This is a genomic window from Roseovarius sp. ZX-A-9 (assembly GCF_028369135.1).
Taxonomy (GTDB): Bacteria; Pseudomonadota; Alphaproteobacteria; order Rhodobacterales; family Rhodobacteraceae; genus Roseovarius.
In genome coordinates, this window is sequence record NZ_JAPWHW010000002.1 from 190,866 (window position 1) to 211,456 (window position 20,591).

21 protein-coding genes and 1 pseudogene are annotated in these 20,591 nt (G+C 61.2%); 9 read left to right on the forward strand and 13 right to left on the reverse strand.

Annotation, left to right across the window (positions count from 1 at the left end; all coding sequences use genetic code 11):
• Window positions 1–82 precede the first annotated feature (82 nt).
• Entirely contained in the window at window positions 83–979 is an 897-nt protein-coding gene (locus O3306_RS03330) for a TIGR01459 family HAD-type hydrolase (RefSeq protein ID WP_272003301.1), read from the forward strand.
• A gap of 314 nt (window positions 980–1,293) precedes the next feature.
• Here O3306_RS03330 and O3306_RS03335 read toward each other — a convergent pair whose 3' ends face one another.
• The 8 genes and pseudogenes from O3306_RS03335 to O3306_RS03370 all read right to left on the reverse strand — a co-directional run bounded on the left by O3306_RS03335 (window position 1,294) and on the right by O3306_RS03370 (window position 8,674).
• The gene (locus O3306_RS03335) at window positions 1,294–2,517 is read right to left on the reverse strand and encodes an MFS transporter (RefSeq protein WP_272003303.1); all 1,224 of its coding nucleotides are present in this window, start codon (window positions 2,515–2,517) and stop codon (window positions 1,294–1,296) included.
• A gap of 20 nt (window positions 2,518–2,537) precedes the next feature.
• Complete coding sequence (locus tag O3306_RS03340; RefSeq protein ID WP_272003491.1) at window positions 2,538–2,918, reverse strand: glutaredoxin; 381 nt, start codon at window positions 2,916–2,918, stop codon at window positions 2,538–2,540.
• A 108-nt stretch (window positions 2,919–3,026) separates the two neighbouring features.
• Window positions 3,027–4,064 (reverse strand): annotated as a pseudogene (gene cysK / locus O3306_RS03345) (cysteine synthase A); the annotation flags it as partial.
• Window positions 4,065–4,151: 87 nt separating this feature from the next.
• The gene (locus O3306_RS03350) at window positions 4,152–4,583 is read right to left on the reverse strand and encodes a globin domain-containing protein (RefSeq protein WP_272003305.1); all 432 of its coding nucleotides are present in this window, start codon (window positions 4,581–4,583) and stop codon (window positions 4,152–4,154) included.
• Between the two features lie 90 nt (window positions 4,584–4,673).
• Window positions 4,674–5,369 (reverse strand): response regulator, encoded by a 696-nt coding sequence (locus O3306_RS03355; protein WP_272003308.1) that lies wholly within the window; start codon window positions 5,367–5,369, stop codon window positions 4,674–4,676.
• Complete coding sequence (locus tag O3306_RS03360) at window positions 5,366–7,264, reverse strand: hybrid sensor histidine kinase/response regulator (protein WP_272003311.1); 1,899 nt, start codon at window positions 7,262–7,264, stop codon at window positions 5,366–5,368. Before O3306_RS03360 ends, O3306_RS03355 begins: the two co-directional genes overlap by 4 nt.
• 1 nt (window position 7,265) lies before the next feature.
• The gene (locus O3306_RS03365) at window positions 7,266–8,318 is read right to left on the reverse strand and encodes an adenylate/guanylate cyclase domain-containing protein (RefSeq protein WP_272003312.1); all 1,053 of its coding nucleotides are present in this window, start codon (window positions 8,316–8,318) and stop codon (window positions 7,266–7,268) included.
• Window positions 8,315–8,674, reverse strand: a complete 360-nt coding sequence (locus O3306_RS03370) for a group I truncated hemoglobin (protein ID WP_272003315.1) — start codon at window positions 8,672–8,674, stop codon at window positions 8,315–8,317. The genes O3306_RS03365 and O3306_RS03370 overlap by 4 nt, the downstream gene beginning before the upstream one ends.
• Before the next feature lie 320 nt (window positions 8,675–8,994).
• Here O3306_RS03370 and O3306_RS03375 point away from each other — a divergent pair, with 320 nt between their 5' ends.
• The 4 genes from O3306_RS03375 to O3306_RS03390 all read left to right on the forward strand — a co-directional run bounded on the left by O3306_RS03375 (window position 8,995) and on the right by O3306_RS03390 (window position 12,004).
• Window positions 8,995–9,267 (forward strand): hypothetical protein, encoded by a 273-nt coding sequence (locus O3306_RS03375; protein WP_272003317.1) that lies wholly within the window; start codon window positions 8,995–8,997, stop codon window positions 9,265–9,267.
• A gap of 39 nt (window positions 9,268–9,306) precedes the next feature.
• Entirely contained in the window at window positions 9,307–9,951 is a 645-nt protein-coding gene (locus tag O3306_RS03380; RefSeq protein WP_272003319.1) for an OsmC family protein, read from the forward strand.
• Between the two features lie 236 nt (window positions 9,952–10,187).
• A complete protein-coding gene (locus O3306_RS03385) occupies window positions 10,188–11,423 on the forward strand; it encodes an NAD(P)-binding domain-containing protein (RefSeq protein ID WP_272003320.1) in 1,236 nt (411 codons plus the stop codon).
• A gap of 17 nt (window positions 11,424–11,440) precedes the next feature.
• Window positions 11,441–12,004, forward strand: coding sequence for an OsmC family protein (locus O3306_RS03390; protein ID WP_272003322.1), 564 nt, complete (start codon window positions 11,441–11,443; stop codon window positions 12,002–12,004).
• A 105-nt stretch (window positions 12,005–12,109) separates the two neighbouring features.
• Here O3306_RS03390 and O3306_RS03395 read toward each other — a convergent pair whose 3' ends face one another.
• The 5 genes from O3306_RS03395 to O3306_RS03415 all read right to left on the reverse strand — a co-directional run bounded on the left by O3306_RS03395 (window position 12,110) and on the right by O3306_RS03415 (window position 17,384).
• Window positions 12,110–13,453, reverse strand: a complete 1,344-nt coding sequence (locus O3306_RS03395) for a ferredoxin reductase family protein (RefSeq protein ID WP_272003324.1) — start codon at window positions 13,451–13,453, stop codon at window positions 12,110–12,112.
• A gap of 357 nt (window positions 13,454–13,810) precedes the next feature.
• The gene (locus tag O3306_RS03400; protein WP_272003327.1) at window positions 13,811–15,538 is read right to left on the reverse strand and encodes a SulP family inorganic anion transporter; all 1,728 of its coding nucleotides are present in this window, start codon (window positions 15,536–15,538) and stop codon (window positions 13,811–13,813) included.
• Window positions 15,539–15,590: 52 nt separating this feature from the next.
• Entirely contained in the window at window positions 15,591–16,508 is a 918-nt protein-coding gene (locus tag O3306_RS03405; protein WP_272003330.1) for an MBL fold metallo-hydrolase, read from the reverse strand.
• Window positions 16,505–16,948 carry a YeeE/YedE family protein gene (locus O3306_RS03410; RefSeq protein ID WP_272003333.1) on the reverse strand — a complete coding sequence of 148 codons (444 nt, stop codon included), beginning with the start codon at window positions 16,946–16,948 and terminating at the stop codon, window positions 16,505–16,507. The genes O3306_RS03405 and O3306_RS03410 overlap by 4 nt, the downstream gene beginning before the upstream one ends.
• A 1-nt stretch (window position 16,949) precedes the next feature.
• On the reverse strand, window positions 16,950–17,384 hold the full coding sequence (locus tag O3306_RS03415) for a YeeE/YedE family protein (protein ID WP_272003335.1): 435 nt from the start codon (window positions 17,382–17,384) through the stop codon (window positions 16,950–16,952).
• 100 nt (window positions 17,385–17,484) lie between these two features.
• Here O3306_RS03415 and O3306_RS03420 point away from each other — a divergent pair, with 100 nt between their 5' ends.
• The 4 genes from O3306_RS03420 to O3306_RS03435 all read left to right on the forward strand — a co-directional run bounded on the left by O3306_RS03420 (window position 17,485) and on the right by O3306_RS03435 (window position 20,588).
• Window positions 17,485–17,793 carry an ArsR/SmtB family transcription factor gene (locus O3306_RS03420; RefSeq protein WP_272003338.1) on the forward strand — a complete coding sequence of 103 codons (309 nt, stop codon included), beginning with the start codon at window positions 17,485–17,487 and terminating at the stop codon, window positions 17,791–17,793.
• 248 nt (window positions 17,794–18,041) lie between these two features.
• Window positions 18,042–18,698 carry a helix-turn-helix domain-containing protein gene (locus tag O3306_RS03425; RefSeq protein ID WP_272003341.1) on the forward strand — a complete coding sequence of 219 codons (657 nt, stop codon included), beginning with the start codon at window positions 18,042–18,044 and terminating at the stop codon, window positions 18,696–18,698.
• Between the two features lie 308 nt (window positions 18,699–19,006).
• Entirely contained in the window at window positions 19,007–19,903 is an 897-nt protein-coding gene (locus O3306_RS03430; RefSeq protein WP_272003344.1) for a class II glutamine amidotransferase, read from the forward strand.
• Between the two features lies 1 nt (window position 19,904).
• Entirely contained in the window at window positions 19,905–20,588 is a 684-nt protein-coding gene (locus O3306_RS03435; protein WP_272003346.1) for a GXGXG domain-containing protein, read from the forward strand.
• The last annotated feature ends 3 nt before the right edge of the window (window positions 20,589–20,591 follow it).

Here is a 20,591-nt window from a genome sequence, read left to right on the forward strand (position 1 = left end):
GGCACGAAATTGGCAATTCGATTGCAGGCTCCGGCCCCCATCCAAACTTGACACTTGGGTTGCGGGTCGCCACGTCAGCTTCATGACAATCACCCCACAGCCTTCGAATGCGTCAACCGGTCTCACGCCGCTAAGCATACTTGCCAGCCAATATGACGGTTTGCTCTGTGATGTCTGGGGCGTAATCCACAATGGCGCCGCGGCCTTCGATGACGCCGTCGATGCCTTGTGCAGATTCCGCGCAACTGGCCGCCATGTCGTTTTGATCACCAACGCCCCGCGTCTTGCGAAAGATGTCTATCCGCAACTGGAGCGTCTGGGAGTTCCGCGGGACGCATTCGACTGCATCGTTACATCCGGGGACGTCACGCGGAACCTGATCCAGCGTGACCCCGACGCTGCGCTCTTCCACTTTGGCCCGGCCCGCGACCGTTCGATTCTGGAGGGCGCTACGAACCCGATCGTGGGACTATCGGACGCAAGACTGTGCCTGCTGACCGGGCCACTGGATGACGCCATAGAAACGGTGGACGTGTATCAAGACCTTCTGGTCGAAATGCGGGATAACGCGGTCCAGATGATTTGCGCGAACCCTGATCTGGTTGTCAGGGACGCAGACCGAATGGTCATTTGCGCCGGTTCGATTGCCCAACGCTACTCACAGTTGGGCGGCACGGTGATTTTCTCGGGCAAACCTCAAGCCGCAATATATCAGGAAGCGCGGAACAGGGTGGACGCCCTCGCCAATCGAAAAGTCCCGAAATGCCGATTGCTGGCTGTCGGTGACGGCATGCCAACGGATATCAAGGGAGCCGCGAAAAATGGGCTTGATGCCTATTTCATTGCGGGCGGCATCCACGCTGATGAATTTGCAGGGATGAATACCCCGGCAAACGTGGCCTCTGTGAGAAAGATAATTGAAAGCCAATACCCGGGCATCAATCTTGTTGGAATGAATGACCGCCTGCGCTGGGTTTGAGCATAGCCCTTGGTATCCCCCCTGCCTCGTTCAGTTCTGTCGTCTTGTTTCCAGGCCAACAGGCGCCCGCATTCCGTCAACCATGCGCTGATGTTTCGGGTCGTGGAACAATGCGATCCATCAGAACACGTCCTGCCGCGCGGCGAGGCGGTGATTTGATATCACTGGACATGAGGGCAACCTGCCGGAAACGCGTTTCAGCGCTATCACAACGTAGTCGCGAAACCCGAGAGTGCGAATGCCCGCAAAGACATGCGGGCATTTGCGACCAGGGAACATCACGCGCAAGCTGTGCGGCGCGATGTGCATTCCGGTCAGGTCGACGCGGCGAGCGGTCCCGTGGATTGTACAGCCACCTTGTGCCGCGACAGGTAGAGCCCCAGGGCCCCTATGATCGCAAGGTTGACCACGCCAGTCAGGGCAGCGGCAGCAAATGTCAGGTCATAGCTTCCCGTAATGTCATAGAAATATCCTCCAACCACCCCTCCGAGACCGTGACCAGCCCAGCCGAAGGCCATGATGAAGCCGGTGCATGTCGCACGCGAGGCAGCGGGCGTAACCCGACGGATCGTCACCAGCACTCCGGTCATCACACCGGCATAGCCAAAGCCGTAGACCGGCGCGAAGGCCATCAGCTGGTCGAGCGTGTGCATCCGGGTGAACAGGAACACCAATACCGTTTGCCAGGCGGAGGCCGCCAGATAGGCCGGGATCGCACCGATCCAGTCGGCAAGTTGCCCGAAAGCGACCCGACCGGCGATGGCCGCCAGCATCATCACGACGACGATCCCGCTCGCCTCGGCTGCGGGGATTCCGCAACCCTGCGCGAAGGGCACCAGATGCATCAGCGGGACGGACATCAACGAACAGCACATCAGCACCGCCGCCCCCATGACCAGAACGGCTGGCACAGCCCCAAGCGTGCGCTCGGCCTCAGCCAGCCGCGGGCCCAGCGCAGGCGCGACCGGCGGCTGCCGGACCAGAAGAGCAAGCGGCACCAGCGTGGCCAAGGAGACGATCCCCAGCGTCGCGAAGGCCCCGCGCCACCCCATCGCTTCGATCAGCAGTGTCGATGCCAGTGGGATACCACCCTGCCCCGCCGCCTGCCCCGCAGCGACGAGCCCAATGGCAAGCCCTGCCCCGGATTTGAACCAGCCGCTGACAAGCGCCATGAGCGGCGCGAAAAGGGCCCCACCGCCAAAAGCTCCTGCGAGGAAAAACAATGCATAGAACTGCCACAGGTCGCTGGCCTGCGACGCGGCAAGCACGGCCGTTCCGGTCACCAGAGATCCGGCGATCACGACGCTTCGGATTCCCACCCGGTCCGCGACGCGGCCCATGAGAATACCGCCAATACCGAGGCCGATCAGCCCGAAAGTATTGATCAGTGCGATCTCGCCGCGGGTCCAGCCGAACTCGGCCTCCAGCGGCAGGACGAAGGCGGACATCCCGTTGACGAGCTGTCCCATTGAGATTGCAAGCATCACGGCTGCAATCGCGGCGATTACCCAACGGTAGCGTGGTTCAGTTACGGGCATAGGACTATCCTCTCACGCGCTCAAGCGGCCTGACTGGCAGGGTTTTGCGGGGCGGCGGCGTGGCCGCGTGGGTGAAGCCATTTCGGCAGGAAGTCATAGGCATTTCCGAGCCTGTCGGTCTCCACCGTCTGGCCAACCTCTGACAGCAGCACGGCCAATGAGCCGTCAATGCAAGCATCGAAGGTTTCTGTGGCGCCCCCAATGTGCCGATTGGCAATATAGATTTGCGGGATCGTCGGTGCGCCGGATCGTTCTCCTACAGCGCGCCGCACATGGGCGGCCCACGCTTCATCCCGGTACTCCGGCCCATCGAGGTTCACCGTCCGGTAAGATATCCCCGCCTTCGCAAAGAGACGGTGGATCGACCAGCTGAACTCACACCATTCCAGCGCAAAAAGCACAACCGGCTGTGCGGGATCTGCCAGAATCGTATCGACATGGGCGATCGCCGCCGCGCTGGCCGGGACAGGGAGCGTCGCGGGCGCCTGAGCCGGGGCTGTGGAATCGAAGCGGAAACGTGCAGTCGAAGCGGCGATCGCCTTCTCCTCCTCGTCCATATGCTCCTCGATCCCGTCGAAAAGCGGGGTTGTGAGATAACGCTCGCCCGTGTCCGGCAGCATGGCCAGGATCCGCGAGCCTTTCGGGGCGGTCTGCGCGATGGCAATGGCGGCAGCCAGCGTCGCGCCAGCAGTGATACCGACCAGCAGCCCTTCCTTGCGCGCCAGATCCCGGGCACATTGGATCGCGTCGTAACCGCTGACCGGCTGGATCGCGTCGATATGCTCCGACGCTATGACGTCACCTACGAGTTTTGGGATGAAATCCGGCGACCAACCCTGCATGGGATGCGGGCGAAAGGCGGGGTGGCTTCCGGCCGGCGAACCGTCCGGCAAATAGCCCTGCGCGATTCTGGACCCGAGCAACGGTGAATTGTCCGGTTCGGTGGCAATCACTTTGGTGGAGGGGCTTCTTGCCTTCAGCACTCGGGCAACGCCCTTGAGCGTGCCGCCCGAACCGAAGCCGGTCACGAAAACGTCCAGCGGCGTGTCTTTGAAACTGTCGAGGATTTCTTCGGCCGTCGTGGCGGAGTGGATGTCGGGACCAGCTTCGTTTTCGAACTGACGGGCAAGGAACCAGCCATGCGTCTCGGCAAGCTCCGCTGCCTTGGCGAGCATACCGGAGCCTTTTTCCGACGCGGGGGTCAGCACGACCTTCGCGCCCAGCATCCGCAGCAGCTTGCGACGTTCGACCGAGAAGTTTTCAGCCATCGTCACGACCAGCGGGTAACCCTTGGCGGCGCAGACCATGGCAAGACCAATGCCGGTGTTGCCCGAGGTCGCCTCGACCACGGTCTGGCCGGGCGCGAGAGAGCCATCACGCTCGGCTTGCTCGATGATCCCGAGCGCCAACCTGTCCTTGACCGAGCCGCCGGGGTTGAAACTCTCGGCCTTCACGAAAATCTCGACCCCTTTGGGTGCGAGGGCGCTCAGCCGGATGACAGGTGTATTGCCAATGGTGGACAGGATCGAATTATGGATAGCGTTCATGGTTTAATTCCTTTGACGGTAGGTACTGATGGGGATCGCAGGCGCCTCAGGCGGGATCTGGGCGCGCGCGTGTGTGAGTTTGCAGGATCACGCGACGTTGCGATGGGTTGCGGCGCCGGCCTGCATCGTCGTGGCGACCGCGCCATAGGCCGCGGCCCAAGCGTCGCGCATGGCAACACTGAAGATCGGGCCCAGCTGGCGTTCCATCGTGGTCAGCAGCGCGGCGCCGACAACGGCATAATCGTCATCGGTGACGCCATAGTCGGAATGACGGCTGCCCATTTCCCGAAGCGGTTCGATCACAGGTCTGAGGTTGTCTGCATGACGCACGACAAGGGCCAGAGCCGCGACCAGTTTCTTGCGCTGCGCCGGCAGGTCAGTGCCTGCGAACATTGGTCGGAATTGTGGCGCGACACGGAAGAATTCATTGTAGAATCCGGCGGCAAGCGCGTCCGGATCGCGGGCGAGAACGGCCCAGCTTTCCCGGATCAGGGCGACGGTATCGGTTGGGAGATTCATTGGTGGCATCCTTTAAAATTGATGCCACCAATGTCTGCTACCCTCGTTTCAGTCCGATTTCATCGGTTTGGGCGCGGTGTTTCGATTGTTTCAGCCGGGATCGTAGATATAGCCGACACCGCGCACGGTGCGGATCACCTCGGGGTTCTGCGGATTGGTCTCGATCTTCTTGCGGATCCGCGAGATCCGGATGTCGATAGAGCGGTCGAAGGGATCCCATGACCGGTCATGCGCGCCCTCAAGTATCTGATCGCGATTGAGCACCCGTCCCTTGTTGCGGGCAAAGAGCTTCAGGAGGTTGAACTCCATCGAGGTCAGCGGCACCTCGACGCCGTACTCGTCCAGCAGCTTCGCGGCGTCGAGGTCCAGCCAGGTTTTTCCGAAAGGATAGCGTTCGCGCGGAGGTTCCGGTGCCGCGACGACCTCCCGTCGCCGCAGAACGGCCTTGATCCGCGAGGCAAGTTCGCGCAGATCGACCGGCTTTCCTAGATAATCGTCGGCCCCCATTTCCAGCCCAACGACCCGGTCCACCACATCGTCGGCGGCAGTCAGCATGATGACAAACGGCCGATCCGGCCCCTGAAGCGAGCGCAGGACAGACAGCCCATCCTCGCCCGGCATGTTGATGTCGAGAAGCACGAGATCCGGCTTGTCGGATTCGATCAGGGCGCGGAGTTCAACCGCATTGCCAGCCATCCGAACCTCGAATCCACGTTTTGCCAGATATTCGCCCAGCATCTCGCGCACTTCGGTTTCGTCGTCGCAAACGATGACGTGATCGCTCATGGCAGAGCCTCCGTGCTGAGTATTTCGCGGGTCAACCTGCGAAGGTCTTTTGGCGCAATCGGCTTTTCGATGAACGGCCGCCCGACCCCGTCAAGAAATCCGCGCGCCTGCGCGCTCATGGTGTCGCCGGTGACAAAGGCGGTCCGACGGGCATTGGCTGGCTGTTCGCGCAGGAGATGTTCGTAGAAACCGCGCCCGCCAAGGCCCGGCATGTTCAGATCCGTCAGGATCAACGCATAGTCGCAGCTCTGCAAGCGTTCCAGCGCCGCCTCGGCACTGGGAACCGCATCGACCCTGAAGCCATCCCTTGCCAGGATCTCGCGGATCAGACTGGCCACTTCCTGTTCGTCATCCACGACGAGGATGCGCTGTTCGAGGGCCTGATTGATGATTGCATCCTGCTCGCGCGCGTCAGGCTGCGTGTCGGCAACCGTAACCGGCAAGGTGATCCGGAAAGTGGCGCCTGTGCCCCGGTCCGGATCGATCCGCAAGTGTCCGGAATGGGCTTCCACGACGCGGTGCGCGAGCGCAAGCCCGAGCCCGGTGCCCGAGCCGGCGGCCTTGGTGGTAAAGAGCGGATCGAAGATACGCCGCTGGATCTCGTTCGGAACCCCGGGGCCGTTATCCGCGACAACAAGCTCCACCGTGCCCCCTGTAGCGTCGTGGGTCAGCGACAGGCGGATGTGGTCACCTTTGCCGCTTTCCCGGATTGCCTGATCTGCATTGGTAACGAGGTTGATGACGACCTGTCCCAACTGGTGGATATCACCCCGTATCGCGGGCAGCGTCGTATCGCAGCTGATCTCGACAGGCGTCGACAACCCTTCGGTTCCATTCTCCAAGGCATCGACAGCGGTCTCAAGCATTTCGCGCAGGTCAATCGGGACCAGCCGCACGGGCTGCTGGCGCGCCATGGCGAGGAAGGATTTCACGATCCGGGTGCAACGCTCCGCAGCATCCGATATCTTTTCGACGCGGCGCCGGGTTTCCGGGTCGATATCCTCTTCCCTGAGCATCAAAGCATGTCCGACCACGACGGACAGCGGATTGTTCAACTCGTGTGCCACACCAGCCAGAAGTTCACCGAGCGCCGACATTTTCTCGGCCTGAAAAATCTGCTCGCGCTGATCTGCCAGGGTTCGGCGCAGCGCCACTTCCTTTGATATGTCAACAGTGGAGGAAACCATCACCTCCTCGCCTCGGTATTCGATCAGCCGGGCGGAGATGAGACAGGGAAACCGCGTACCGTCAGGGCGGAGCCCGGCAATCGGCATGTCATCCACGCGCCCGTCAGGCAGCAGCGCGGTGATGAAATCCCCCCGCTCGGTGCGCGAGGCGAAATGGGCATGCGCATGTCGCGTGGTGCCCAGCAATTCGGTCGCAGCAGGAGAGCGGTACAGGATGCTGCCGTCGCCGACGCGCGACATCACGACATTCGCCGGGCAGGCTTCCAGCACCTTGGCCAGCAGTTCATCCGCGTCCTGAGAGTTTTCCACCAGCTTGCGGCTCGCCGAGACATCCCGGACAAACAGGAAAAAGCCATTGGTGGAAGTCTGTCGCAAATTGGCCCGCAGGATGCGCCCCTCGGGCATCCGGAATTCCAGCGCCGGAACATCGATGCCGGTTCCGAGTTGGGCTTCCATATGCCGAAGTTGCCCGGCGGTCTCGGCCGAGATCACCCCCCGCGTTTCAAGTGCCCGCAACATCATGTCCCAAGCCAGACCAGGCACGAGGAGATGGGCGATATCGGTGACTTCCCTGCTTCGGAAAACAGTGTTGCAATAGGTCAGTAAGGCGTCGTCGTCGAAAATCGCGATCCCCTCGGGCAGCGCGTCGAGAACTTCGCTCATGACTACGGCCTGGTCGGCATCGCCCATTGCTCTGCCGACGGCCATCCTAGCGTTGCTCCCGATCCTGAAGCGTTGCCAGCTCGATCGCGAACACCTCTTCAGGCGTACCGGGATTCAGCTCCGTTTCACCCACGGAAGTGGTCTCGAACCCGCTGTCGATCTGGGCGGCGACGCGCTGGTCGACCACGATCTTCATGGGCTTCGCCCAGTAGCGCAGGGTGCTGGCGTGGATCACGGCCGGGCCAAAGACGTCGTAGATGTATTTCTGCACCCCGACGACCGACCCGATCACCGACCCCGAAGAGATGCCGACGCGACAGGCCCATTTGATGGGATGACTTTGGTTTCGCTGGTCGAGATAGCGCAAAAAGCGTACCGCTGCGCTGGCCGCCGCTTGGGCGTGATCCTCGGCTGGGTCAGGCATCCCCGCAATGGCAATGTATAGATCACCAACCGCCCGGATTCGAACGCATCCGAATTGCTCTCCAATCCGGTCGAAAGCGGTGTAGATGTCGTTCAGCTCGGAAACGATCACGCCAGGATCGTGTTCCCCTGCCATCTCGGCGAAGCGGCTGAAATCGAGGCAGATCGCCGAGACCGGGTCATAGAGCCGTGGCGTGACAATGCCGAAAGTCTTGTACTCCTCATAGACGGACCGGGGCATCATGTTCAAAAGCAGCTTCTCGACCTGCTCCTTCTCGCGTTTGATCTCGCGCGTGTTGCGCTCGACCATCATCGAGTAGGAGTCGATCATCGATTCAAGTTCCTTGATCCGGCTGATGTTCTGACACACCAGCACCGCGATGCTCTCCCCCCCCCGGTCGAGCGCCCGGTTAAAGTTCATCGCGACAGTCATCGTGCGGCGTCGGACTCGAAAGGACGTCTCGGTGGTGTACCGACCGGGATTTTCCAACGCCTCCTTCAGAGCGACGTTGTCGAGATCCGCAAAAAGATCCTGAAGTGGCAGACCGATCTCGATCTCGCCGAACCATTCCTTGAACGTATCATTGTGGAACCGCACTCTGAGCGTATCGAGATCGAGCAGCGCGACACCCACTCCTATTGCACGAAGGAGCTGTTCGTTGATTGCCTCGATCATTGGTCCACAACCAGTCCACGCCGCACTTCGAACGCGCCGACGATCGTGGCGACATCCTCCGGGGCAAGGCCGTGGTCAGTCAGCGTCTGGGTCAGCAGAACCTTCAACTGGTCGAAATGCGCGGAGCCGATATCCAGACGCTCATGCATCCGGGCAATCTGATCGTCGGTATAGGTTGCGGGACCGCCCATCAGGGACGAGACGAACTTGGTCTGGTGATCGACGATCCGCGACATTTCCACATCGTCGAAAAATGGGCCGACATCGTCATCGTCAAGCAGGCGATCATAGAGATCCATTACAATCCGGCTGACGAACGAAAAGCCGCCGTATTTTTCAAAGAGAGTTTTTTCCATCGTTGAAACGTCCCGTTTGGCGGCATTTCCAGTGCACATATTCTTTTGCCGTACAGAGATTATGCGACAAGGTTCTTCCGTCAGGCAAGCTTTACAGTTGCTTCCTTCCGCTCAGCCACGTTGGGCACAGCGCGCGACGCGCGAAGGTTGGGCGCTGCGAAAGGTGGTTTTCCGGGCGACTTCTCCCGGCAAAGACCGCCACCATGACGCCACCTGAAATCCCCCCCCCGATACAGAGAAAACCATCTCCAAACCGAATAAACTGTGTAGCGAGCGCCTTGGGTTTCAGTCGTGTTTCAGGACCCGGCACCATTTGTTTCATGCGTTTCAGTGCGCCCACACAAGCGCAAACAACTGAAGCACATCTGCGGCCGGGACGAAATCAAACCGAAACGCAGATTGGCGAAAGTGTCTTCATCGCGAAACAAACAACGATGGAGACAGACATGATCAGAAAATTCCACGACATCCGCCAAGCCCGCCGCGCAGCCCGCGACGCTCGGCGCGACTTCACGGCAACCCAACATCTCGCGCCGCATATTCTGCGGGATGTCGGCATCGTGCACGTCGACGACAGGGCCTACCCGCTCTGAGCCCGACCCCGGCACGCTCTCGCTGAAAGCGTCCGCCGATTGGCGGCGATCAAACTGCATCTTTGCAACGACACGACCAACCTCAACCCAATCTCAAATCCAAAGGAAGACACCATGAACATCTTGAACACCACCACGACCCCCGCCAACAACGGCGTCAACACCGAAGCCCTCATCGGCGCGCGCGGCGCGTTTGCCGAAACCCCTGTCGCAGCGCAGTTCACCTTCAAGAGCACCTGCGACTGGATCGAAGGCACCTTCAACCGCAACACCATCAACGGCTATTTCGGTCTCGGCCAGGAGCATGAACGCAAGCGGACCTTCTCGATCGAATCCGATCACCCGGAAGTCTTCGCCGCGGCAGACCGCGCCCCGACCCCGACCGAAATCGTGCTGTCGGCCCTGGCCAGTTGCCTGACTGGCGGCGTGGCGGCTGTCGCCCAGCATCGCGGCATCCAGTTGCGTTCGGTGCGCGCCAATGTCGAAGGCGATATCGATGTCCAGGGCATCCTCGGTATGGATCCCGAAATCCGCAATGGCTTTTCGGCCATTCGCGTGAACTTCGAGATTGACGCCGACGCAAGCGACGAAGACATCCGCGCGCTGGTAGCCCAGTCGCAGAAACGCTCTGCCCTGTTCGACATCCTGACCAACCCGACGAACGTCGCCGTCACCGTCGCGTAACACGAACCGCGCAATCGGCCGGGCCCGCGGTCCGGCCGATTGCCAGCCAACTCTCAACCGAAAGGAACACCAATGTATATCGCTCCCAAGTATCTGCGCGGCCTCACCCGCTTCGACCTCGGCCACTACAGGCCACACCCCAAATCCCCGGCGGAACGCTATCCCGCGGCTCCCCGCAAGAAGCAGTAGCCGCAAACTTTCCGGAAACGCTGGAAGTCCAGAAGAGGAACCACCCCATGAGAAGCATCCACACGATCGTCATCGGCGCCGGACAGGCCGGTCTGGCCATGAGCTATTGCCTGCAACAACGCGCGGTGCCGCATGTGCTTCTCGAGCGCGGCAAGGTCGCCAATTCCTGGGCGACGGAACGCTGGGACAGCCTGCGACTTCTGACCCCGAACTGGCAAAGCCGATTGCCCGGCTACGCCTATACCGGATCCAACCCGGACGGTTTTATGGACATGGCCGGTGTCGTCGGCTTCCTTGACGGATACGCCAAAGCGATCGCTGCCCCGGTGGAAACACAGACCAATGTCACCTCCGTCTCCCGCATGGGTGACGGATACCGGGTGGCGACGGACAAGGGCATCTGGTCCTGCCGCAATCTGGTTTTGGCAAGCGGCGCCTGCAACGGCGCGCATGTACCCGCCTGTGCCGCAGCGCTTCCCGAACATATCACCCAGCTGAGCCCGTTGGACTATCGCAACCCGTCCCAACTGCGCGCTGGCGGTGTTCTTGTGGTCGGCGCTTCCGCTACGGGTGTCCAGCTTGCGTCCGAAATCCGGGCTGCCGTCCACCCGGTAACCCTCGCGGCAGGTCAGCACATCCGCATGCCACGGCATTATCGCGGGCGTGACATCCAATGGTGGATGGAGCAGTCCGGGCTGCTCGCAACCACGACCGCCGAGATCGACGATCTTGCCCGCGCCCGCGCCGTGCCATCGCTGCAACTCGTCGGCGATGGCACGGCGCAATTCCTGGATCTCAATGCGCTCCAACGGGCGGGCGTCGACGTGGTTGGTCGCCTTGCCGATATTCGTGCCGGTGAGGCCCTGTTCTCCGGCGGCTTGGCCAATGCGGCGATGCTGTCCGATTTGAAAATGAACCGGGCATTGGCGGCGTTCGACACCTGGGCCGACAAGGCCGGCATCGACGGCCTTGCATCACCCGAGCGGTTCCCCGCAACCAAGCCCCCCCCCTGCCCGACGCTCCGGCTTGACCTCGCGAAAGGGCAGATTTCGACCGTCATCTGGGCCACCGGGTTCCGGCCGGATTTCAGCTGGCTTCACCTGCCCGTGTTCGACCACAAGGGACGGATTTCCCATCGCGACGGCCGCGTCGCGCCGGGCCTCTACATCCTGGGGCTCCCCTTCCTGCGCAGCCGCAAGTCATCGCTGATTGACGGTGTCGGCGCCGATGCCGCCGCCCTTGCCGATCACCTCATCCAGTCCACCGGCTGCCAAGCGGCCTGAACCGAAAGAAGAACAACATGACCCAACATTTGACCGCTCCCCTACAGATCACGGATCGCGACGCGCATATCCGTGACGCACAGAATGCGGTGATCGCGCGCATGAAATCGGACCCGAGCAAGGCACGCAGCACGGTAAAAACCATCGGTCACATCGGAGAGGGCCTGGCCTGCCATGTCACGCAGGGCCGTTTCGAAATGATGCTCGACATGGGCAAGGCGATGGGTGGCGAATGCGCCGGTCTTTCGCCGGGTTTCCATGGCCGTGCCGCCATTGCTGCCTGCGTCGCGATGGCCGTCAAGATGCTCGCCGCCCGGGATTCTGTCCATTTCGAAGCCGTCGATGTCTCGGTCGAAATGGATTTCGACGATGCCGCGCTGTTCGGCCTCGGTTCGGGGAATGCCGCGCCGCTGGATACCCGCATTGACATCAATGTCACGACCGATGCCGCTGACAGCACGGTCCGGAGCATCGTCGATCAGGCGCTGGCATGGGACATCTGGTATCTCGCCCTTCGGGATCCGCAGCAGGTTTCAACCTGCCTGTCCGTCCACAAGGGCGGGCAGAGAGCTCAACACTAAGAGAGATAGCCAATGACACATGACCCCGGCTTCTGCGAAGGCGGATGCACCTGTGGCGCGCTGCTCGTTATGCAAACGTACCGAGCAGATTGAACCGTCGAATTGTCAACGCATCTGGAACAGCTCTTGATGGAATCGCTCTTTGACGGGCCAGCCCTGTGCTGCGAAATCCTCTCTGAGCGCCGTGCCGAAACCTGCCGGGCCGCAGAACCAGATGCTTGCCTCCTGCCAATCCGGCACCACTTCGCGGACGCGTTCTCCGGTCAAGTGTCCATCTCTTGAATCAATCACGAGATGGAGCCGCACATTGGCGTCGTCCGCCGTCTGGGTCAGCCTTGCGAGGGCGTCCTCATCCACCTCCGCTGTCGAGTGAAACAGATCAATGGTCTTTGCGTTGCGCGCCTCTTCTGTCTGGGCAAGGTGCTGCATCTTGGCAATGAAGGGCGTGATGCCGATGCCGCCGCCGATCCAGATCTGCCTTGGGCAGTCGTCCTCGAAGGTGAAACAGCCATAGGGGCCTTCGATCTGTACGCTTTGGCCTTCGCGCAACCGATCGGCCAGGCGCGAGGTGTGATCGCCAAGGGCCTTGGTGATGAAGGTGATGCGCGGCTCCTCGGGCGTCCAGGCAGAGGCTATGGTATAGGGATGCGCGCCCTCGGACTTGTCCGACTTGGCAAAGGCGAACTGGCCGGGTTTGTGGCCGGGCCAGCCGGGTGCCATATCGATTTCAGCCTCCAAGGCGCGCACGCCGGGATACTGGTGTAGCTTGGCGATGGTGCCTTGCACACGTCTTGACGCACCGATGCGCCCCGCAAGCGACACCAAGGCTGCCCACGTCCCTCCGGCCAAAAGAAACGCCAGCACTCCGCCGAGTGGCGTCAACCAATAGTCGAATTTGGTCAGGATGATCGTGTGGAACACCAGCGCCAGATAGGCCAATGGAAACAGACGGTGTGACTTGCGAAACCAATGGTAAGGAATGAGCGACAACAGCGCGATCACGATCAACGCGACAGCCGCGTAGAATGCCCATTCACCAACGGCCTCGGCGGCGTGCCTATAATCAAGGAAAATAGCTTCAATCGGGTTTTCGGCGGGCGCTTTGGCACCGCGTTCAGGACGGGCGATCATCCCCCATCCCACCGCCCATTTCGGCGCCTTTATCCAGAGCCAGTGCGTAACGGACACCACCAACGCGCCGATCCCCAGCCATTTGTGCAGCCGATAGGATTTGTCCAGCCCGCGCAGCCACCGCTCGGGCCAACGGGGCCGCAACGCCAGCATCATTGCAACGCTCATGCACCCCATGGCGATGATGCCGGTATACTGCTGCATGAATCCGCGCCATTCCCAAAGGCCCACCGCGCGAAAAACGCCCGGGTCGACAGCGATCCATATCAAGGTCAGCAAAGCCAGACCGCCCCAGAAGGCCAACTTGATGTTGCGCACGGTATTTCCTTCTCGTTTTCGCGTCCGGGATCGGGCATCGACAGGTTTTCAGACACCTGTTTCCAACTGGTCCGCAGATGGCATGTGATGGAGGCGCGTCAGCAGGTACTGCGTCGCACATAAAGTCTTCTTTCCATCCATTTCGCTCGTTTGCCTTGACACATATCAAACCAACGCGCGGCGAATGGCAGTGATAGTCGTCCGACAGACTCAACGAACAGATCTCGACGCAACGTCTTGCGAAGCAGCGCCTGCCGGAGCGACCTGCCCCGCAGGCTTGGAGCTCATTCTTCGCCAGTCCAAAACCAAATTCTGGACAGCGATCATCCCTCTCCGGGGTCAAAACCGAACGCCCATTCACAGCTTACTCGTTCGTTCAAGCCGACGGATTGCCTCGTGTTGGCTGAGGAACACTTCTCCGGTCAATTCATCTAGGAAATGGCTTCGCTTGAGACGGTCCATCACCGGGCCTTTCACCTCGCTCAGATGCAGGCGGATTTCAGCGTCCCGCAGCCGCGTGTTGATGGCCTCAAGGGATTCCAGTGCCGAGAGGTCAATCTCGTTCACCGCCGAGAACATCAGCACGACATCCGTCAATTCAGGCTTCTCGGCGGCATGGCGCAAAAGCTGATCCTCCAGATAGCGCGCATTGGCGAAATAGAGGCTTTCATCTACGCGCAGCGACAGCACATGCGGCTGGGTCTCGACCTCGTGGCGCAGCACGTTGCGGAAATGCTCCGTGCCCGGCACCCGGCCCACCACGGCCATATGGGGCCGCGAGGTCTTGTAGAGATGCACAAGGATCGAAGTGATGACGCCCGCGCTCACCCCCGCCTCGACCCCGAAAAACAGCGTCAGCAGGATCGTCACGCTGACGGCGACAAAATCGGCACGGCTGAAAGTCCATGCGCGTTTGAGGATCGAGAAATCCACGAGGCTCAGCACCGCGACGATGATCGTCGCGGCAAGCGTCGCCTTGGGCACGAAATAGATCAGCGGCGTCAGAAACATCGCGGCCAGCGCGAGCCCCACAGCGGTAAAGGCGCCCGCCGCCGGCGTCTCGGCACCCGCGTCGAAGTTCACAACCGAGCGCGAAAAGCCACCGGTGACCGGAAAGCCCCCGGTAAAGGCCGCCCCGAGATTGGCGCTGCCCAGCCCGATCAGCTCCTGATCCGGGTCGATGCGCTGGCGTTTCTTGGCTGCCAGTGTCTGGGCAACAGAGATGCTTTCGACAAAGCCGATGATCGCGATCAAGAGCGCCGGGATGAAGAGATCCGACAGCAGCTCGGGCGCAAAGGACGGCAAGGTAAGCGGCGGCAGGCCCTGTGGCACCTCGCCCACGATGGCCACGCCCCGGCTCTCCAGATCAAAGGCCCAGACCGCCAGCGTGGTGCCGGCGATCGCCAGAACCGGACCGGTCTTTGCCGCGATGTCGGCCATGCGCGGACCAAGACCGGCACGCCGAAGCAGCGGTTTCAGGCCGCCGCGCACCCAGAAGAGGAAGGCCGTCGCGATGACGCCAAGGATCAGGGTAATGACATTGGTCTCGCCCACATTGTTCCATAGCGCCTGAAGGATCTCGATCAGCGTGTGGCCCTTGCCCTCGATACCCAGGATGTGCCGAAGCTGGCTGGCCGCGATCAGGATGCCGGAAGCGGTGATAAACCCGGCAATCACCGGGTGTGACAGGAAATTCGCCAGAAATCCCAGCCGGAACAGCCCCAGCGCCACCAGCATCGCGCCAGACAGGAACGCCAGCGTCAGCGCCGCCGTCATGTAGCCCGCGGTGCCGCTCTCGGCGATGTTGCCCACCGCCGCCGCAGTCATCAGCGAAACCACCGCGACCGGCCCCACTGCCAATGCGCGGCTTGTGCCGAAGATCGCGTAAAGCACGATGGGCGCAATCGAGGCGTAGATCCCCGCCTCGGGCGGCATGCCCGCGAGCAGCGCATAGGCCAGCGACTGCGGGATCAGCATGACCGTGACGATCACAGCCGCGATCATGTCACCGTAAAACTGGCCCCGGTCATAGCGGCGTCCCCAGTCCAGAATCGGCAGGTATCGCGCAAGCGAAGGCAAACTCATGTCAGCTATCCGTCATGGGGAAAGGTGCCCCCGAAGGGTCACCTGGTCTGGCTCAGTCGAAGCGGTTCACCGGCAGCTTCAGGTAGTGGTTGCCGTCATTCTCTGCCTTGGGCAGGCGCCCGCCCCGCAGGTTGATCTGCAAGGCGGCGAGGATGCGATCGGGCAGCGCCAGCGTCGCGTCGCGTTTTCGGCGGCGTTCGATATAGTCCTCGCACGTGGTGCCGTCCTTGACGTGGATGTTGTTGGCTTTGTGCTCGTCCACAGTCGCTTCCCATTTCGGCTCCTTGCGCTCTTTCGTGCCGTAATCATGCCCGATGTAAAGCCTTGTGTTGCCGGGCAGTGCGAGGATCTCCTGGATCGAGTCCCAAAGCTCTGACGTTTTGCCGCCCGGAAAATCCGAGCGCGAGGTGCCGGCATCGGGCTGCATCAGCGTATCATGCACAAAGGCCGCATCGCCGCAGACGTAAGTGATCGATCCCAGCGTGTGACCGGGCGAGAGCATTACGCGCGCATCCAGATCGCCGATCTTGAAGGTCTCGCCCTCCTCGAAAAGATGGTCGAAATCGCGGTGGGGGTCAAAGGCGTCGGGCAGGTTGTAGAGATCGGCCCAGATCCCCGCGATCTTTGGCACCAGCGCGCCGATGGCGTTGGGGGCTCCCGTGCGCTCCTTCAGATGCGCCGAGGCCATGACGTGATCCGCATGGGGGTGCGTGTCGAGCACCCATTCCACGCTCAAGCCTTCTTCCTTCACGATGTCCAGCACCTGATCCATGCTGTCGGTCGAGAAGCGGTAGTTCTTCGGGTTGAAGTTCCACACCACGTCGATCAATGCGGCTTTCTTCGTTGCTGGATCGGCGCAGATATACTGGATCGATCCGGTGTCGGGCTCATAGATGCCCCAGACATCGGGGCTTCCTTTGCCGGTCGAAGGGGAGTGACGCACGACTGGTGTATTCAGGGGATCGCTCATGAGGCAGCTCCTTCTTTTGGTGTTGGTCTCAGGTCAGGTGTGTGGCGCGCGACCCACATGCCAACCAGCATGAAAGGCACAAAGATCAGCGTGCCGGTCGCCGCCATCGGCAGCGCGGTCAATGCCGGGCCGGGGCAGAAGCCGCCCAAGCCCCAGCCAATACCGAAGATGGCCGAGCCGGTCAGCAGCTTGGGGTCGAGGTCGGTTTTCGTCGGCATGTGGAACTCGCCCTCGAAGAACGTTTGCTGTCGTGTGCGGGTGAGCCACGCGAAGCCCGGCGCGGTCACCGCGATGGCGCCCCCCATGACGAAGGCCAGGCTTGGGTCCCAGGTGCCGAAGAGGTCGAGAAAGTTAAGCACCTTGGCCGGATCGGCCATGCCCGAAACGATCAGGCCAAGGCCGAAAATCAGACCGGAAAGAAGCGCGAAAAACTGTTTCATGTCAGGCTCCGATCAGGTGACGGATTACAAGGACAGTAACAAAGCCAGTCGCCATGAAGGTCGCTGTGGCGACGATCGACCGGCCTGAACCACGGCTGATGCCGCATACCCCGTGCCCCGAAGTGCAGCCATTGCCATAGGTCGCGCCGAAGCCGACCAGAAGCCCGGCCAGCGCCATCAAGACGGGACTCGATGGAACCCATTGGGTCGGCCAGGAGCCTGACACCAGCAGCCAGAGCGGCGCGGCGAGCAGCAATCCCAGCACGAAAAGCGCCGAGACGCCGCGCGCCTCGCTTCCGGTCGCGCGGGCAAAGATCCGAGACGTCAGCCCGCTGATGCCCGCAATGCGCCCGTTGGTTGCCATCAGCAGCACCGCCGAAGCGCCAATCAACATGCCGCCTCCCAATGAGGCCCAGGGGGTGAATTCAGTTTCCATGTTCCATCTCCACTATGCGCCCGCCATTCCCGACGGGCTGGCCTTGATCAATCTGTACAGAACGATATATTCGAATTACGTAATATTCAATAGGCGGAATATGAAACATTCGGACGACTTTCTGGACGGCGACATCGCCGGGGCGGCAGCGCTGATGACGATGCTGGCGTCAGAGGCGCGGTTGCAGATCCTGTGCCGCCTGCTCGACGGCGAACGCGCAGTGGGTGATCTGGCGCAGGCCTGCGGCCTGTCGCAGCCAACCATGTCCCAGCAGCTCAAAAAGCTGAAAGAGGCCGGGCTGGTCGAAGGGCGCCGCGACGGTCAGACGATCTATTACAGCGTCAAGGCACCGGAGGTCGCCGCCGTGCTGGAAACCCTGCACAGGCTGTATTGCGCGCGCGACGCCTGAACTCGCGCTCAAGGCGATGACCCAGCACATCAACGAAGCGCTGCGAAAGCAGCTCTCATGTTCATGCGCGGCAAAACGTGCTGCTGGCGACCGGTCTGATCGCCCCTGATCACGCAGAACAGCCTTTCAAAAGCCCGCGACAGAGCATCACGTTGTCCTTTTCTTAATATTAATGTCTATTCATAGTAGTGAAGTACACTCATGGTGTGCGCGTTGCTGATCGGATGAAACTGCGAGCGGGTGAGACCATGAAACTTGAAGGCGAGAAAATGGTAGCAGACCGCAAACCCCTTGCTCAGGATCCGCACCGCCTGCGCGACGCGCGTGAAAAGGTGCTCGAAGTTGCCATCGGCAAGGAAGTCCGGAGTTTTCGCAAACAACAGAACATGACCGTCAACGAACTGGCCGACGCAACCGGCCTGTCGATCGGCATGCTGTCCAAGATCGAGAACGGCAATACCTCACCATCACTCACCACGTTGCAGGCGCTGTCACATGCGCTCAGCGTGCCACTGACATCGTTCTTTCGCGGCTTCGAAGAGCATCGCGGCGCGACGCTGACCAAAGCCGGCAAGGGTGTCGAGATCGAACGCAGGGGCACACGGGCCGGCCATCAGTACAACCTTCTCGGTCATATCGGCTCGAACGCCAGCGGCGTGGTCGTGGAGCCCTACCTGATCACCCTTTCCGAAACTTCGGATGTCTTCCCCACCTTTCAGCATGACGGGATCGAAACGATCTACATGCTGGAAGGAGAAGTGGACTACCGTCACGGCAACGATGTCTATGCGCTGAAGCCCGGCGATACGCTGTTCTTCGACGCGGATGCGCCGCACGGGCCGGAAACGCTGGTCAAATTGCCCGCCCGATACCTGTCGATCATCGCCTACCCGCAAACGGCGTAACCCCCCTTTCGGGGCACCGCGCAGCCACCCCGCATCGCGTCGGGGCGGCAATGGAGCATTGCGGCTCACCCCCGAGGCAGCTCGGGGTGCAAAACCCATGCATGAACTCGATGTCGAGAACGCCTCAAGAGAGGCGCACGGGTCAGACTTGTCCCGAATCGCTTTCGCGGCGCGCGCCCGTGGTGACCTTGGCGACCAGCCTCCGGAACGCCAATAGTTACTCTTGGGAATATTTTATTCTTCTTGGTTGATGGATGCCGAATTGAGTGATAATGTCGCACCAACCACTCTCAAAAAGGATCACCGCCATGTGTGGAATTGTTGGGCTCTTTCTGAAGGACAAATCACTCGAACCCCGCTTGGGCGACATGCTGACAGACATGCTGATCACCATGACCGACCGCGGCCCCGACAGCGCGGGCATCGCGATTTACGGCGAAGGCTCGGATAAAACGGCAAAGCTGACCGTGCAGTCGGCCGATGCCGATACCGATTTCGCCGCCCTTGAGACCGATCTTGGCTCGGCCATCGACGCCCCTGTAAAACTGCGCCGCCTCGACACGCACGCCGTGATCGAACTGCCCGCAGACAAGCTGACGCAGGCCCGCCAGGCCCTGCGCGAACTGCGCCCCGACGTCCGCGTGATGAGCGCCGGTGAGAGCATCGAGATCTACAAGGAAGTCGGCCTGCCCAAAGATGTGGCACATCGCTTCGGCATCGAAAAGATGAGCGGCACACACGGCATCGGCCACACCCGTATGGCGACAGAATCAGCCGTCACGACGATGGGCGCGCACCCGTTCTCCACCGGGGCCGACCAGTGCCTCGTGCACAACGGATCGCTGTCCAACCACAACAGCCTGCGCCGCAAGCTTCGCCGCATGGGCATGAACATCGAAACCGAGAACGACACCGAAGTCGGCGCCGCCTATCTGAGCTGGAAAATGCAGAACGGCAGCACGCTGGGCGAAGCCCTCGAAAGCTCGCTGGAGGATCTCGACGGCTTCTTCACTTTCGTCGTCGGCACCAAGGACGGCTTCGGAGTCGTCCGCGACCCGATCGCCTGCAAACCTGCCGTGATGGCCGAAACCGATCAGTATGTCGCCTTCGGCAGCGAATACCGCGCCCTCGTCAACCTGCCGGGCATCGAAGACGCCCGTGTCTGGGAACCTGAGCCCGCAACCGTCTATTTCTGGAGCCATTAAGATGCAGACATTTGACCTAGAAGCGCAGGGATTGCGCGCGCTGAACGAAACCTTGCACGCGCAGGCCACTGACACCAACCAGACCTCCTGGGAAGTGATCAACGCCAAGGGCAGCCATGCCATCGCCGTGGGTCTCGACGCCCCGATCGAAGTCACCGTCAAAGGCTCGACCGGCTATTACTGCGGCGGCATGAACAAGCAGGCGACCATCAATGTGCATGGCTCCGCCGGCCCCGGCGTCGGTGAAAACATGATGTCCGGCACCATCATCGTCGAAGGCGACGCCAGCCAATATGCCGGTGCCACCGGCCATGGCGGCTTGCTGGTGATCAAGGGCAACGCCTCGTCGCGCTGCGGCATCTCGATGAAGGGCATTGATATCGTCGTGCATGGCAATATCGGCCACATGTCGGCCTTCATGGCACAATCGGGCAACCTGGTGGTGCTGGGCGACGCAGGCGATGCCCTGGGCGACAGCTGCTACGAAGCCCGCCTGTTCGTGCGTGGCGAGGTCAAGAGCCTCGGCGCCGACTGCGAGAAGAAGGAAATGCGCCCCGAGCATATCGAAATCCTCAAGGACCTGCTCGAACGCGCAGGCGCCGACGCCAAGCCCGAGGAATTCACCCGCTACGGCTCTGCCCGCAACCTTTACAATTTCGACGTCGATAACGCGTCAGCATATTAAGGA

Excerpts from the sequence above, each read along its gene's own strand:
- O3306_RS03330 (WP_272003301.1), top strand. The coding sequence starts at position 83 with ATGACAATCACCCCACAGCCTTCGAATGCGTCAACCGGTCTCACGCCG.
- O3306_RS03335 (WP_272003303.1), bottom strand. The coding sequence starts at position 2,517 with ATGCCCGTAACTGAACCACGCTACCGTTGGGTAATCGCCGCGATTGCA.
- O3306_RS03350 (WP_272003305.1), bottom strand. The coding sequence starts at position 4,583 with ATGAATCTCCCAACCGATACCGTCGCCCTGATCCGGGAAAGCTGGGCC.
- O3306_RS03355 (WP_272003308.1), bottom strand. The coding sequence starts at position 5,369 with ATGAGCGATCACGTCATCGTTTGCGACGACGAAACCGAAGTGCGCGAG.
- O3306_RS03360 (WP_272003311.1), bottom strand. The coding sequence starts at position 7,264 with ATGGCCGTCGGCAGAGCAATGGGCGATGCCGACCAGGCCGTAGTCATG.
- O3306_RS03365 (WP_272003312.1), bottom strand. The coding sequence starts at position 8,318 with ATGATCGAGGCAATCAACGAACAGCTCCTTCGTGCAATAGGAGTGGGT.
- O3306_RS03370 (WP_272003315.1), bottom strand. The coding sequence starts at position 8,674 with ATGGAAAAAACTCTCTTTGAAAAATACGGCGGCTTTTCGTTCGTCAGC.
- O3306_RS03375 (WP_272003317.1), top strand. The coding sequence starts at position 8,995 with ATGCGTTTCAGTGCGCCCACACAAGCGCAAACAACTGAAGCACATCTG.
- O3306_RS03385 (WP_272003320.1), top strand. The coding sequence starts at position 10,188 with ATGAGAAGCATCCACACGATCGTCATCGGCGCCGGACAGGCCGGTCTG.
- O3306_RS03390 (WP_272003322.1), top strand. The coding sequence starts at position 11,441 with ATGACCCAACATTTGACCGCTCCCCTACAGATCACGGATCGCGACGCG.
- O3306_RS03400 (WP_272003327.1), bottom strand. The coding sequence starts at position 15,538 with ATGAGTTTGCCTTCGCTTGCGCGATACCTGCCGATTCTGGACTGGGGA.
- O3306_RS03405 (WP_272003330.1), bottom strand. The coding sequence starts at position 16,508 with ATGAGCGATCCCCTGAATACACCAGTCGTGCGTCACTCCCCTTCGACC.
- O3306_RS03410 (WP_272003333.1), bottom strand. The coding sequence starts at position 16,948 with ATGAAACAGTTTTTCGCGCTTCTTTCCGGTCTGATTTTCGGCCTTGGC.
- O3306_RS03415 (WP_272003335.1), bottom strand. The coding sequence starts at position 17,384 with ATGGAAACTGAATTCACCCCCTGGGCCTCATTGGGAGGCGGCATGTTG.
- O3306_RS03420 (WP_272003338.1), top strand. The coding sequence starts at position 17,485 with ATGAAACATTCGGACGACTTTCTGGACGGCGACATCGCCGGGGCGGCA.
- O3306_RS03425 (WP_272003341.1), top strand. The coding sequence starts at position 18,042 with ATGAAACTTGAAGGCGAGAAAATGGTAGCAGACCGCAAACCCCTTGCT.
- O3306_RS03430 (WP_272003344.1), top strand. The coding sequence starts at position 19,007 with ATGTGTGGAATTGTTGGGCTCTTTCTGAAGGACAAATCACTCGAACCC.
- O3306_RS03435 (WP_272003346.1), top strand. The coding sequence starts at position 19,905 with ATGCAGACATTTGACCTAGAAGCGCAGGGATTGCGCGCGCTGAACGAA.